We start from the raw sequence: 14250 nt of genomic DNA on the forward strand, positions 1-14250 counted from the left end.
CCCCTATCTTTCCAGTCTCTGCAGCATTCCCTTCCGCAGCCACTCGACCGGTCCATAAGGGAATTTAGTTAACCACATATTCGCTATTATAATTTGACCTACTACTATCATACAAAAAACCCCTATAATTTCCACACTATTTAGAGTACCTCCAAGTCCTAAACCCCACCCGTAGAAAATAGCTGTAGCAGTAAGGTTTTGCATAATATAACAGCTTAAAGACATACGCCCCGTTTTCTCAAGCCACTTCCACATTCTCCACTTACTACCCTTCCGAACAATAAAAGCAATCAGTCCTATATAGCCTAATGCCAGGATAGGGGCAAACAGATAACGGACAGGCAAATCAAATAGACCGCCTGGTACAAAAGTCAACATATTCAAAGGCAGACCTAGACCTAATCCCCAAATGAGCATTTTCCGTTGGATGGAAATACCGCGCTCAGTAAAGGAGAACGCACCACTGCGCATCAGCTTTATACCAACAATAAATAACATAACATTTAAAGGAATAATAAATATTGCCTCTGCTCTAAAGAACATAAAATTCATGATACGATTCTGGACCTGATCCAGCCATGTTCCCTCGGCATATATTGCAATCAACTGTGGCGAGCTTGCCATTGAAACCGCCGGTCCATACAGCATGGAAGTAAAAATAAGGGCAATCATCCCTAAATGAATAGCTCCTGCAACCCATTGTGCCCTTTTCATCGCCCGTTCCCCGCGCTTTAGGATGACCGCAATAATACCTGCAGTAACCGCATAGCTCATGAGCACATCATATTCCATGACGAGCACATAATGCAGCAAACCTTCCACCATTAAAAATACGATTACCCATTTATACATACCGATCCAAGGCTTATTGTGCCTAATGGACTGCTGATATTTAATCTCCATTCCCACTCCGAACATTATCGTTAATATACCAAGCAGCTTGCCGTTAACTACGAACAGTACAAGGAAGCGTAAAATATCATTCATACTCGACCAACCGGTAAAATTTGTAGTCGTTATATACTTTAAATCCCCTAAATGGGCAAAAATCCAAATATTCGTTCCAAGTGTCCCCAAAATAGCGATTCCTCTTAAAATATCGATCAATGCTATACGTTTCATATAAATGCCCCTCCATTTCTGTACCTTTATCGTACATGACAGGCCATATATGAAAATATCGACAGGCGTCAATTAATGCAGATGACACCTGTCATTTATTAAAACGTAGAAAAAACCGCACTTACTTATGATACGGCTCATTCCGATTAATCCGATACGCCCGATAAATCTGCTCACACAACACGAGCTTCATGAGTTGATGGGGGAACGTCATCTTTGAGAACGAAATCGTATCATCCGCTCGTTTCATCACATCGTCCGACAGACCGAGCGATCCTCCGATGACGAAGGCGATTTTACTCTTTCCGTACGTTGCGAGTTGATCGAGTTCACGAGCGAACTCTTCGCTCGTCCGCTGCTTTCCTTGAATCGCCAAGGCGATGACGTGCGTATCTGGGGATATCTTCGCCAAAATCCGCTCGCCTTCCTTTTGTTTTACTAGTAACATATCTGCCTCACTCAAATGCTCGGGTGCTTTTTCGTCTGAAACCTCGATTTCCTGCACTTTTGCGTAGGCGGAAAGCCGCTTTGTATACTCGGCAATTCCTTGTTTTAAATATTTTTCTTTCAGTTTGCCGACCGTGATAATTGAAATATTCATCCAATTCTTCCTTTTTCCACAGTTTTTTTGGAGTTATCCATAGGGTTATCCACAGAGTTATCCACAAATCCACATGTTGATAATTAGTTTTTGCTTGACACAATATATGTTGCATCGGCTTCACAGAACTCGCATGTCACGTGTTCACTTGTGGATAATTCCTCTAGCAACGGGTATTCCCCTGTTTCATCCACAATGATGTCTAAAGCGATTTCAACATGTTCCTTGCATACTTTTTTTTCCACAGTTTTTCCTCCTTAAAAAAGAAGCGTCGCCGCTTCTTTATGTTGCTTCAGTTAATGTCGCCTCGGTTTCGCTTGCTTCCCCACGACGTAAATACTCAATGGAGATTGTATCACCGACCGTCGCGTCCCGATACAACGCATCGCGTAAATCGACGTATCGTTTGATCTCCCGGTCTCCGATTTTCGTGATGACATCTCCAACACGTAGTCCCGCTTCTTCAGCCGGACTACCCGGTGTCACTTCTTCGACGAAGACACCGTCTTCCTGGTCGAAGGAGATTCCATACTCTTCTCGGACGTTTCCGGGTACAGCAATGACTTCCTGAATCGTGACACCGAGCTGCGCCCGTGTCACCTTGCCATCGCGTTCTAACATGTCAATGACCGGTAGCGCCACGTTGACGGGAATGGAGAATCCAACCCCTTCTACGCTCGCCTCGGCGATTTTCATCGAATTGATTCCGACGAGCTCTCCACGAATGTTGATGAGGGCACCACCCGAATTCCCCGGGTTGATGGCCGCATCCGTCTGAATGACTTCCGCGTTATAATCCATCAAGCCGTCGCTGTTCGTATCGACCGGCACCGTCCGCTCGACACCACTGACGATACCACGCGTAACCGAGTTTGAGAAGACACCAAGCGGATTTCCGATGGCCATGACGGTCTCGCCAGCTTGGAGAACGGTGGAGTCCCCGAGGACAATCGGTTCCACATCGATGTTTTTCGGCAACTCGACCTCGGCGACAGCCAAGTCGTTGAGCGGGTCTTCGCCTAAAATGGTTGCCGATGCGATTTGACCATCGGAAAAGGCGATGTTGACCTCGTCCGCTTCTTCGATGACATGGAAGTTCGTGACGATATAGGCCGTGTTTCCTTCTACTTTATAGATGACACCGGATCCGGCACCCGCCTCCCATTGCGAGTCCGAGGTGAACGCACGCTGGATATTGGTGATGCTGACAACGGACGGCTTCGCCCCAAGGACAGCGGTTGTGACGTCCGATTCGGTGACGGTGACGGCCTGTTCGGTCCGCGTCAGTTCATTCGTCACAAAACGAGAGGTCGGCGAATCCCAGAGCATCACGATGACAAAAAACAAAGCCGCTCCTAAGAATCCGCCAACCCCTCCGAGTAACAACGGTTTTATATTTGGTCTCGGCTTATGGCGTACGTGCTCCTCTTGCTTCGGTCGCCATTCGCTCCGAGACGGATACGTCGATTTCTCTTCTGTTGCTTCGTGTACTTCAGGTTCGACGTCTTGAGGTTCATACTCATGGTGTCTCTCTTCGTTCACGACGCGTCCCCCCTTCAAGACAGTGTGATACCTGTCTTTTCCCAAGTTTCCTTATAAAGAAACGAGTGAAGTGGGGATTGTCGGGTCCGTGTCGCACAATTTGATTCGACCTAAGTCGACGTCTCGCATGCCGAGTGTTTGTGAGACGCTCATCTGTGCGAGCTCTTTCATGTTGTTGTCTTTACTTAAATGGGCCAAATAGATCCGTTTCGTGCGGTCACCGATGACCTCACTCATCGCGATGGCTGCATCCTCGTTCGAGACGTGGCCATAGTCGCCGAGGATTCGTCGTTTGACACTCCATGGATAACGCCCCATCTGCAACATCGAGACGTCATGGTTCGACTCAAAGATGAAGTCGTCCGCTCCACGGATGATTCCTTTCATCCGGTCCGAGACATAACCCGTGTCGGTGATATGGGCCAATCGTTTCCCGTCATGGGCAAACTGATAAAACATCGGGTCTGCCGCATCATGGCTCACGTTGAACGTCTCGATTTCAATATCCCCGAACTGTTTCACATCTCCGACTTCGATTTGAAACTTCAAGGCAGGATCAATCTTTCCAATCAGTGATTCCATCGCCGCCCATGTCTTCGCATTCGCATAAATCGGTAAATTATACTTACGTGCTAATATCCCGACACCTTTAATATGGTCGGAGTGCTCATGGGTGACGAGCAGTGCGTCGATTCCGTCAAATGACCGACCGATGGCTTCGATGCGCTGTTGCATCGCTTTTCCAGTCAATCCGGCATCGACGAGCAGCTTCGTCCGTTCCGTCTCGATATAGAGGGCGTTTCCGGTCGACCCGCTCGCTAACACACTATACTGTAAAGTCACGCAATCACTCCTTTCATTCTTTCGTTTCAAACTCCACGTGCTCGACTGTTCCATCGATTGCATTGACGAAGTAGACTTGATCATCAATCCCGATCGACCAAAGCGGTGGCATGATAATCAAACTGCCAGAGCTGTCGAGCGGTAAACTGTAAAATCCGGTATTGATGGCCCGCATCTCCTGGTTCGGTTGGAAGTACTTCCGAGACGCGAGTTGTGAGATGGCTTCACTGGCCGTCAACACGAGGTCGTCTTGCGTTTTTGACGAGAGGTCTTTTAAATGACGCTGTTTATAATCCGTCACTTCGAACGACTCGTTCAACTGAATGAGGATGAGGGACGGACCGATGTACATTTCCGTGCCACCCTCGACTTCAGGTGCTGAAAAAATCTTGTTGTCCTCGAATGTTTGTACGAAAGCAACCTGTCTTGTTTTTTCATCGTAGCGCCAGTAGGCGTACTCGTTTCCAAACGGAACATATTCCGCTACAAACGTCGAAGCGGTCGTCCGCAAATCCTTCGCATCGAGCGGCACGGGTTGTTTCAACTCGACTTCGAGTTGCATGTTGTCGAGCGTCGTCGCGAGCTGCGCCTCCCGATTTTTCGTGATCATCGCAGCTGACATCTCTTCAGACGAACCCGTCAAATAGCCGATATCTCGACCCATCCGTGGCAATTTTGCCGGATCGACGTTCCGCTGGTCTAAAATCTGCGTGATCGAGGTGTTGTCATTCGTCACGACTTCGGTCGCCCATGTTTCCGTCAGCAATTGAAACAACAGATAGATGTTCAAGGCGAGGAAGGCGAAGATTAAAATCGTTTTCGCTTTACTCCAATCCACGATACATCATCCTTTCTGTCCAATCGTCTCCTTGATTGTATGGGACCCAACGGCCCGCCTCACGCACGAACCAGTTCGGTGAAAACGTCACATAGCGGCTCGTGTCCTCATTATATTCAATCTCATAACCGATTCGAATCTCGGTCACGTTCTCAAATCGTCCAGAGTTGATGAGCGTACCGAGTACTTCTTCCGCATCAGCCAACTGTGTCGTGCCGACTGTGATCAGGCGATCGATTTCCAAGTGGTTACGGGTGATCGATCGGACCTGTGCTCCGTCGTTTTCCACACGCAATGTGGATAAGTCGATGGCATCGTTGTTGATAAACGCCTCACGCTGACTGAAGACCGGATACCCTTTCACGTGAAAACGGAACACGGTCGTTTCAAATCCTTTATTGGCCGGTGTGATGGCATCGAATCGAAGGGACAGCCCTTGATTCTCAGACGCTTCATCGACCCATCCCCCGTGGAAGTTCACGAATTCCACAATGGAATCCAATCCGATTGCTGTATCACGCTCGGTGCTATTCCGAGACAGGTTTCGATAGCGACTGGCGTTCAGTTTCGCATCATATTCCGCCACACTGACACCGTTCGTCAACGCCCCGACCGAGCTTGCCGGGTCGACTTCTTGAACGTTCGGATCACCTGGGAAGAATGTATCTCGCATCCAGTCGAGACGAGTGTCGATTTGAATCGACGACACGTCATACGCGAACAACTCATTCATCTCAGGTCCGACGACCGGGATATAATTCACGCGTTCATCCGTATACGTCACGCGCTTCATCGTTCGACTCGAGTTTTTTAAGAAAAGACTGTTCACATCGCCGTTTCCGACTTTCGTCAACTTCCCTTCCCAAATGGACTGGTCGCTCATGATGGCGCGGATGTTGAACGCACTGTCATCCATATAGATGAGGATTCGCTGTGGAATCTTCCCGGACAGACTATACGTTCCCGGAAGCATATAGCTGAGCGTGTCCGCATAATAGGCCTCCGGTAAGATCAACTCCAGTCCCTCGTTGATATCCGTATAGAAACTCGGGACGTTTTTCACAGCGAGCGGCTTGAACTCACTCGCTTCAAACGAATCTCGAATGACACGCATCAGTTGCTTCGGTGTATTCTTTGAAGCGAACACAGCATTGTTGTCATGCACGACCGCTTGAACGGGAATGATGACCTGGTCCGCTCGACGCTGCAATGACTCGTCCACCGTCGTGAGTTGCGTTTCAGATTGGACGGCCTGATACGTGGGATGGTAGTCCCACAAGATGATGGTTTGAACAATCGAAGTGACGATTAACGTGAGCAAAATGAACGACTTCCACAGTTCCGGCTTTGCAATCGTAAACCGTTTCATCAATCATTCACCTCCACAATCGTATCGAACGGGATCGTGAAGTAAATCGTTGTACCTCTTCCAAATTCACTCTCTGCCCAGATGTCGCCACCGTGAGCAGATACAACTTCTTTGGCAATCGATAGACCGAGTCCTGTACCACCGATGTTACGCGCCCGCGCCTTATCGACACGATAGAAACGTTCGAAAATTTTCTTTAAGTTCGACTTCGGAATCCCGACCCCTTCATCTTTGATGCCGATGACGAGGCGTTTCGCCCGAAGCATCGTCCGGAACGTAATCGTCCCGCCTTCTGGTGAGAACTTGATGGCGTTCGTGATGATGTTGTCGATGACTTGAGTCATCTTATCTTGATCGGCATGCACGTAGACGCGACGCTTCATCAGTTTGCGACGGAATTGAATCGCATCCCCTTTCGTCATCTCATGACGGTCGATGATGTCGTTAAAGAACTGCACGAAGTCGAACTTCACTTTTTGCATCTTATATTCTTTACTGTCCATCTTCGAGAGCTGCAACAAGTCATTGACGAGGCGAATCATCCGCTCCGTCTCGTTTTGTGCCGTTTCTAAGAAACGTGGCGCCAATTCCTCATCCTGATAAGCACCTTCTGCAAGAACCTCCAAGTAACTACGCATCGTCGTGAGCGGCGTCCGCAATTCATGACTGACGTTCGCAACGAATTCACGGCGGTCCTGTTCGACCTGTTCTTGTTCCGTGACGTCATGCAGGACGACGATGAGACCTGTGATTGGTCCGCTATGTTTTTGAATCGGTGAGAAATAGGCACGAACGAGGAACAATTCTTCGTCCGTACTGAGGTCAATCAGTTTTGTCGGCATCGTGCCGTCTTCTGGAATGACGATTTCCTCTTCGAATGCGAGGAGACTTTGTAAGTTCGTCCCCATCGCCTCTTCTTCAGCGACTCCGATCATGTCGCGTGCCTGGTCGTTCATCAAGATGACCCGTAGCGATCGGTCAGTCGCGACCACACCGTCCGACATGTTCTCGAGGACACTCGTCAAGCGGCGTCGTTCGGCTTCCGTTGTCGCGTTCGCCTCCATCAACTCATCCGTCAATTCGTTGAACGCATACGCAAGTTGACCGACCTCGTCATCCGAATACACTTTAACTTTCCGCGAGAAGTTCCCTTTCCGCATCTCGACGGCCTGCCTCCGCATATCGGCAATCGGTCGCGTGATGGTTCGAGATAAAAGGATTCCGAGGAACGAGGTGATGATGAGTGCGATCAACGTCCCCGTTGCGAGGATGCGTGTCACTTGTTCCATCTGGTTGTAGATGGACTTCATCGATGCCTCGATATAGATCATCCCGGTCGTCGTACCGTCCACTTCCGACTTGATCGGAACGGCAACGACGCGCATTCGGTCATTTGAATCTTCATAGACGAGCGTCTCTTGCGCCCCGCCTGTCGCGAATGACTTTTGAATGAACGTGCTCGCGGTCCGTTGTCCGACGAGACTTTGATTATTTTGGTTCGAGGTTGCCCGGACGACACTGTTCGTGTCTATGATTTGGACTTCTCGAATGTCGTCAGCTAGCGTCGTGCTCTCTGTAAATTCAGACAGCAGCTGATCCAGTAACTGGTTCAACTGCTGGTCCGTGGTCGAGTCACTCTCGTTCGCGGCAGTCCCCTCACTGATGTTGTAGCTCAGTAGGTTCGCTCGGTCGACAAGTGACTGCGAGAAGTTGTTGATGTATTGCCGTTCCAAAGAACGCACAAAGTACACGCCGATGACTTGCATCGCAACGAGAATGAGCAGCGCATAGATGACGACGAGCTTCCACTGGATTGATTTAAAGAAGTTCGTCCGTTTCATCGTTTAATCTTCTTCTCCTGCCTTCAAATAATACCCGACGCCGCGACGCGTAATAATATACGTCGGAGTCGACGGGTTGTCCTCTACTTTTTCACGAAGACGACGCACCGTGACGTCCACGGTACGCACATCACCGAAGTAATCATAGCCCCATACCGTTTGGAGCAAGTGCTCCCGTGTCATCACTTGCCCGATGTTTTGGGCGAGGTAATGAATCAATTCGAACTCGCGATGCGTCAATTCAATCTTCTCATCCCGCTTCGTCACCATGTACGAGTCCGGATGAATCGTCAAATCGCCGATCACGATATCGTTCGCGTTCGCGCCTTTTGCTTCCGGCGCCGGTGCCGTCGCATGACGTCGCATGTTCGCTTTGACACGGGCTAACAATTCACGTGAGCTGAATGGCTTTGTGACGTAATCGTCTGCGCCGAGCTCTAGTCCGAGTACTTTGTCGATCTCGGAATCTTTTGCCGTCAACATGATGATCGGCATATCGTATTTCTTCCGCACCTCACGGCATACTTCCATGCCGTCCTTGAGCGGAAGCATGATGTCGAGCAAGATGAGATCCGGTTGAATCTCTTCTACTTTGACGAGTGCTTCTTCACCGTCATAGGCAACGTGCACCTGGTAACCTTCTTTTTCAAGTTTAAACTTCAATATATCTGCGATTGGTTGTTCGTCATCTACCACTAAAATCGTACGATCCATTCAGTGAGTCCTCCTCTTATCATTAAACGTACATGCCTACATTGTAACTCTTTTTAAACAGCTTAGAAAGCGTGGTCCATTTCCGTGGAAATAGAAAAAGAGAGCCCGGTGGCTCCCTTTCTTATGCTTCGTAAATATCACGCAAGATGACTGTCTGTTCACGAGCCGGTCCGACCGAGAACGTCAACAATTCGATTCCTGTCAATTCCTCGATGCGACGCACGTAACGCTGTGCGTTCTCCGGAAGGTCTTCAAAGCGACGAACCCCTGTGATATCCTCTGTCCAGCCAGGCAGCTCTTCGTATACCGGTACACACTTCTCAAGGACGCGGAAGTTCGGTGGATACTCGTCAAGATGCTTTCCTTCATACTCATACGATGTACAAATCTTGAGCGTCTCAAGACCTGTCAGCACATCGATTGAGTTGAGGCAAAGATCTGTGATCCCACTGACGCGGCGTGAGTGACGCACGACGACCGAGTCGAACCAGCCGACACGGCGTGGACGACCTGTTGTCGTTCCATATTCTTTCCCGACTTCACGGATTGTATGACCGATCTCATCGTCGAGCTCTGTCGGGAACGGACCGTCACCGACGCGTGACGTATATGCTTTACAGACACCAACCACGTGATGAATCTTCGATGGCCCGATTCCGGCACCACTCGATACGCCGCCTGATGCAGCATTCGACGATGTGACGAACGGATACGTTCCATGGTCGATATCGAGAAGGACCCCTTGAGCCCCTTCAAAGAGAACTTTTTTCTCTTCGTCGAGCGCATCGTTCAACACGACCGATGTATCACACACGTATTTCGCGAACTGTTGACCATACGCGTAGTATTCTTCAAAGATGTCATCGAACTCGATTGGATCGACCTCGTACATTTTCACGAACATGCGATTTTTTAGTTCAAGTACAGTCTTTAGCTTCTCCGCAAACACTTCTTTGTCGAGAAGGTCGGCGATGCGAATACCGATACGTGCCGCCTTGTCCATATACGCTGGACCGATTCCTTTCAGAGTCGTACCGACTTTCGCGTCACCTTTCGCCTCTTCTTCGAGACGATCTTGAAGCTGGTGGTACGGCAAGATGATATGCGCCCGGTTCGAGATCCGAAGGTTATCCGTGCTCACACCCCGTTCATGTAAGTAAGCGAGTTCTGTCACGAGTGATTTCGGGTTGACGACCATCCCGTTCCCGATGACACACGTCTTATCCGAATAGAAAATCCCAGACGGAATGAGGTGAAGTTTATATTTCGTATCATTGAAGACGATCGTGTGACCAGCGTTGTCTCCCCCTTGATAACGCGCGACGACTTCGGCTTGTTTCGATAAGAAATCGGTGATCTTCCCTTTCCCTTCATCGCCCCACTGCGTTCCCACTACGACTACTGATGACATAATGAATCCTCCTTATTAATCAACGTTCTGTTCAAACCATCCGTAAGTGTACACTTGAAAAGCAAGAAAGTCAATTGAATACCGAACGTTTTATATAAGATGTAACTATTCGTTCGTTATTTTGATCTAATCCTATACAAAAAAAGACACCACCGACGTTACATCGGTGGTGCGAAGGCTTGCGTCTCCATATTGACGAACTTGTTGTACTCTTTCCTGAAGGAGAGCTTGACCGTACCGGTCGGACCGTTACGTTGTTTCGCAATGATGATTTCAATCGTATTGGCGTCTTCACTCTCTTTATCGTAATAGTCATCACGATAGAGGAAGGCGACGATATCGGCATCCTGCTCGATTGCTCCCGATTCACGGATATCGGACATCATCGGTCGCTTGTCTTGACGACTCTCTACGCCACGTGAGAGCTGAGACAAGGCGATGACCGGTACTTGTAGTTCCCGTGCGATTGCTTTGAGCGTACGTGAGATTTCCGATACTTCTTGTTGGCGGTTCTCGCCCGGTTTCCCGTTCCCGACGATGAGCTGTAAGTAGTCAATCATGATCATCCCGAGACCGTGTTCCTGCTTCAATCGGCGACATTTGGCCCGGATTTCGTTGACCCGAAGACCCGGCGTATCGTCGATATAGATGCCCGCTTGGGAGAGCGACGACATCGCAAGGGAGAGACGACCCCAGTCTTCCGCTTCAAGACGACCGGTCCGGAGGCGCTGGGCATCGATGTTCCCTTCCGCACACAACATACGCATGACGAGTTGCTCGGCACCCATCTCCAAACTGAAGATGGCGACGTTCTCACCCGTACGGACCGCGACGTTCTGCGAGATGTTCAAGGCAAACGCGGTCTTCCCGACAGATGGACGGGCGGCCACGATAATCAAATCGTTTCGTTGGAAACCGGCCGTCATCTTATCCAAATCCGTGAAGCCGGTCGCAATCCCGGTGATTTCACCGCTCGACTGATGCAGCTTTTCAATCGTCGAGTACGCATCGGATAAGACAGAACCAATCGGGTGGAAGCTCGATTGCCCTTTTCGCTGCGATACTTTTAGAATGTTCCGCTCCGCGTCCGAGAGGACAGAATCTACCTCATCTTGACGCTCATAACCATCTGAAACGATGTTCGTCGCAGTACGAATCAGGCGACGGAGTGCCGCCTTTTGGTCGACGACGTTCAAGTAATAGCCGATGTTCCCGATGGCAGGAACGGATTCCGCGACCTCCGCCAAATAGTTGAGGCCCCCGATTTCGTCTAAAATCCCTTGCGCCTGCAACTCGGAACTGAGCGTGACCAAGTCGACGAGCTCGCCTCGGTCATTGATCTTTAGCATCGCTTCAAAGATGCGTTGGTGGCTGACACGATAAAAGTCGTCCGGGTCGACCCGCTCTGAGGCCGTAATCAACCGATCCGAATCGAGGATGATTGCCCCTAAGACGGCTTGCTCCGCTTCCACGCTATGCGGTGGTGTATTGACTTGAATCGCATCACTCATCCGTCTCTACCTCACCTTCAAGCTTCTTGTACATGTACATTCAACGTCGCGACGACGTCATGGTGCAACTTCACTGGCACTTTCGTGAAACCGAGCGCCTTGATCGGATGCTCGAGTTCAATTTTACGCTTATCGATTTTGTAACCCATCGATTTAAGGGCATCCGCGATTTGCTTGCTCGTGACCGAACCGAACACGCGACCGCCTTCACCGGCTTTCGTCGTGACGGCAATCGTCTCTTTTTCAAGCTTTTCTTTTAGTTGTTTCGCTTCGTTCAACTCTTCTTCTGCTGCTTCTTCGGCACGACGTTCTTTCGCCGCAAATGCTTTCAGGTTTCCTGGTGTCGCTTCCACTGCCAAGTTCTTCTTGAACAAGACGTTTTTAGCGTAAGCATCGGCCACGTTTTTCACTTCTCCAGCTTTCCCTTGTCCTTTTACATCTACTTTCAAAATGACTTTCATTCTAATTCCTCTCCTTCAGTTTCATCTGTTAAATAATGATCGATTGCCTCTTTCAACATGACGTTCGCTTGTTCGCGACTCACTTCAAGTTGCGTCGCTGCATTCGTCAAATGGCCACCGCCACCGAGCATTTCCATGATGACCTGGACATTGACGTCGCCGAGCGACCGCGCGCTGATTCCCGTACGTCCGTCCGGTAAGACGGCGATGACGAACGAGGCTTTGACGCCTTCCATATTCAGCAACTGGTCTGCAGACTGAGCGATCAACACTTGATGGTGTGCCTCGTCGTCAGGAGCGACCGCAATCGCCATGCCATCTGCATACATTTCGGTGTTTCTCAAAATCTGAGACTGCTCGATATAAGCATCGAGGTCTTGTCTCATGAAGTGCTGTACGAGAACCGTGTCAGCACCTTGAACTCGCAAGAAGGATGCCGCATCAAACGTACGGGATCCCGTACGGAGCGTAAATCCTTTCGTATCGACCATGATCCCCGCGAGAAGTGACGTCGCCTCTAAAATCGAGAGCTTTCGGCTTCCCGCCTGATACTCAATCAATTCTGTGACGAGCTCACTCGTTGATGATGCGTAAGGCTCCATATACACGAGAACCGGATCTTCGATAAACTCTTCCCCGCGACGATGGTGGTCGATGACGACGACCTGCTCCGACCGATCCAAAATGTCTTTTGAAATGACGAGGGACGGACGGTGTGTATCGACGACGACGAGTAATGTCTGTTCATCGATGAGTGGCTGTGCCTCATACTCGGTCAGGAATTGGCTGTATAACGAGTCATCGTTCTCTACTTCATGGACGAGCCGCTGAATGCCGACACTCGTCTCACCGGATGGAATGACGACAAACGCCTCGCGTCCGACAAACTCGGCCAATTTCATGACACCGATGGAAGCGCCGAGCGAGTCCATATCTGGATTCTTATGTCCCATCACAAGGACACGGCTCGATTCCCGAATGAGGTCACGCATCGAGTTCGAGATGACACGTGCCCGGACACGCGTTCGCTTCTCGGTCGGATTTGTCTTCCCACCGAAGAAACGAACTTTCCCATTATGACGCTTAACGACTGCCTGGTCACCACCACGGCCAAGTCCTAAATCTAGACTCGACTGAGAGAGATTACCGAGCTCCGTCAATGTCGTCTCACCGCATCCAATCCCGATTGATAACGTCAACGGGATTCGTTGATCCTTCGTCGCATCACGCACTTCATCTAAGATTGAAAAGCGGTTGTTTTCAAGTTCAGATAGCGTCCGTTCATTCATGACGAGGAAAAAGCGGTCCGCAGCTGTACGACGCATGTAGATATGATGCCGCTGCGCCCATTGGTTGAGGAGCACCGTCACCCGACGATTGACTTCACTACGGACCTGTTCATCCACCGCAGTCGACATCTCGTCATAGTTATCTAAATACAAAATGCCGATAACCGTCTGTGTTTGAACATACTTTTGTTCCATCTCCGCTTCTTCGGTCATATCAAATAAATAGAGGGTTTGATGGATTTGATTGTAATAGACACGATAGACACGGTCACCTACTTCAATCGTGGCTTCATCCTCTTCTTCTTCAATCAATTCATCGAAGGCGGAATGGAGCGCATCAAGCGGTATTCCAATCGCCATATCGAGTTCGAAAATCAATCGTGATTGTTCGTTATACCAACTGATCCGTCGGTCCTGGTCAAAGACTAAAATCCCAATCGGCATCGTCGTCAATGCTTCTTTTCCGACCTCTTCGATTTGATGAGAGAGAGAGAGGACATACTGTTCCCAATTTTTACGCTCCCGTCGCATCGTCACTTGCTGATAGATGAAAAAAATCAGCGTGCCCATAAACAGGGTGATTGCCGCCACAATGTTGTAGAACGCCAATCCTAACGAGACAAGGAATCCAATCACGTATGGAATCATGTGCCGCGCGTATTGGTTCTTCACGGATGTTAATGCTTCACCACTGTGCATGTATGCCTC

At 49.5% G+C, this 14250-nt stretch carries 13 protein-coding genes; all 13 read right to left on the minus strand.

The annotated features are described in order from the left end of the window. Positions 1-3: 3 nt before the first annotated feature. The 13 genes from KNO72_RS07910 to KNO72_RS07970 all read right to left on the minus strand — a co-directional run bounded on the left by KNO72_RS07910 (position 4) and on the right by KNO72_RS07970 (position 14241). Positions 4-1122, minus strand: a complete 1119-nt coding sequence (locus KNO72_RS07910; protein ID WP_074034004.1) for a DUF418 domain-containing protein — start codon at positions 1120-1122, stop codon at positions 4-6. Between the two features lie 121 nt (positions 1123-1243). Next, positions 1244-1723, minus strand: a complete 480-nt coding sequence (gene rlmH / locus KNO72_RS07915; RefSeq protein ID WP_074034007.1) for a 23S rRNA (pseudouridine(1915)-N(3))-methyltransferase RlmH — start codon at positions 1721-1723, stop codon at positions 1244-1246. 83 nt (positions 1724-1806) lie between these two features. Then, complete coding sequence (locus tag KNO72_RS07920; protein ID WP_015880243.1) at positions 1807-1968, minus strand: CxxH/CxxC protein; 162 nt, start codon at positions 1966-1968, stop codon at positions 1807-1809. A 37-nt stretch (positions 1969-2005) separates the two neighbouring features. Beyond that, positions 2006-3265, minus strand: coding sequence for a S1C family serine protease (locus KNO72_RS07925; RefSeq protein WP_078145966.1), 1260 nt, complete (start codon positions 3263-3265; stop codon positions 2006-2008). Positions 3266-3316: 51 nt separating this feature from the next. Continuing rightward, entirely contained in the window at positions 3317-4108 is a 792-nt protein-coding gene (locus KNO72_RS07930) for an MBL fold metallo-hydrolase (RefSeq protein ID WP_015880241.1), read from the minus strand. 13 nt (positions 4109-4121) lie between these two features. Then, complete coding sequence (locus KNO72_RS07935) at positions 4122-4946, minus strand: two-component system regulatory protein YycI (RefSeq protein WP_078145965.1); 825 nt, start codon at positions 4944-4946, stop codon at positions 4122-4124. Beyond that, entirely contained in the window at positions 4933-6315 is a 1383-nt protein-coding gene (gene yycH / locus KNO72_RS07940; RefSeq protein WP_214689646.1) for a two-component system activity regulator YycH, read from the minus strand. The genes KNO72_RS07935 and yycH overlap by 14 nt, the downstream gene beginning before the upstream one ends. Further along, positions 6315-8156, minus strand: a complete 1842-nt coding sequence (gene walK, locus KNO72_RS07945; RefSeq protein WP_078145963.1) for a cell wall metabolism sensor histidine kinase WalK — start codon at positions 8154-8156, stop codon at positions 6315-6317. Before walK ends, yycH begins: the two co-directional genes overlap by 1 nt. Before the next feature lie 3 nt (positions 8157-8159). Further along, positions 8160-8870 carry a response regulator YycF gene (gene yycF / locus KNO72_RS07950; RefSeq protein ID WP_015880237.1) on the minus strand — a complete coding sequence of 237 codons (711 nt, stop codon included), beginning with the start codon at positions 8868-8870 and terminating at the stop codon, positions 8160-8162. A gap of 121 nt (positions 8871-8991) precedes the next feature. Beyond that, entirely contained in the window at positions 8992-10281 is a 1290-nt protein-coding gene (locus tag KNO72_RS07955) for an adenylosuccinate synthase (protein WP_078145962.1), read from the minus strand. Positions 10282-10439: 158 nt separating this feature from the next. Next, entirely contained in the window at positions 10440-11792 is a 1353-nt protein-coding gene (dnaB, locus tag KNO72_RS07960) for a replicative DNA helicase (protein ID WP_015880235.1), read from the minus strand. 17 nt (positions 11793-11809) lie between these two features. Beyond that, complete coding sequence (rplI, locus tag KNO72_RS07965; RefSeq protein WP_159563195.1) at positions 11810-12253, minus strand: 50S ribosomal protein L9; 444 nt, start codon at positions 12251-12253, stop codon at positions 11810-11812. Further along, positions 12250-14241: a DHH family phosphoesterase gene (locus KNO72_RS07970; RefSeq protein ID WP_214757717.1), complete on the minus strand. Its 1992-nt coding sequence runs from the start codon at positions 14239-14241 to the stop codon at positions 12250-12252. The genes rplI and KNO72_RS07970 overlap by 4 nt, the downstream gene beginning before the upstream one ends. Positions 14242-14250 lie beyond the last annotated feature (9 nt).

The sequence above is a fragment of the Exiguobacterium sp. s123 genome (assembly GCF_018617075.1).
In the GTDB taxonomy this organism is placed as follows: domain Bacteria; phylum Bacillota; class Bacilli; order Exiguobacteriales; family Exiguobacteriaceae; genus Exiguobacterium; species Exiguobacterium profundum.

Excerpts from the sequence above, each read along its gene's own strand:
- KNO72_RS07910 (WP_074034004.1), bottom strand. The coding sequence starts at position 1,122 with ATGAAACGTATAGCATTGATCGATATTTTAAGAGGAATCGCTATTTTG.
- rlmH (WP_074034007.1), bottom strand. The coding sequence starts at position 1,723 with ATGAATATTTCAATTATCACGGTCGGCAAACTGAAAGAAAAATATTTA.
- yycH (WP_214689646.1), bottom strand. The coding sequence starts at position 6,315 with ATGAAACGGTTTACGATTGCAAAGCCGGAACTGTGGAAGTCGTTCATT.
- walK (WP_078145963.1), bottom strand. The coding sequence starts at position 8,156 with ATGAAACGGACGAACTTCTTTAAATCAATCCAGTGGAAGCTCGTCGTC.
- yycF (WP_015880237.1), bottom strand. The coding sequence starts at position 8,870 with ATGGATCGTACGATTTTAGTGGTAGATGACGAACAACCAATCGCAGAT.
- KNO72_RS07955 (WP_078145962.1), bottom strand. The coding sequence starts at position 10,281 with ATGTCATCAGTAGTCGTAGTGGGAACGCAGTGGGGCGATGAAGGGAAA.
- dnaB (WP_015880235.1), bottom strand. The coding sequence starts at position 11,792 with ATGAGTGATGCGATTCAAGTCAATACACCACCGCATAGCGTGGAAGCG.
- rplI (WP_159563195.1), bottom strand. The coding sequence starts at position 12,253 with ATGAAAGTCATTTTGAAAGTAGATGTAAAAGGACAAGGGAAAGCTGGA.
- KNO72_RS07970 (WP_214757717.1), bottom strand. The coding sequence starts at position 14,241 with ATGCACAGTGGTGAAGCATTAACATCCGTGAAGAACCAATACGCGCGG.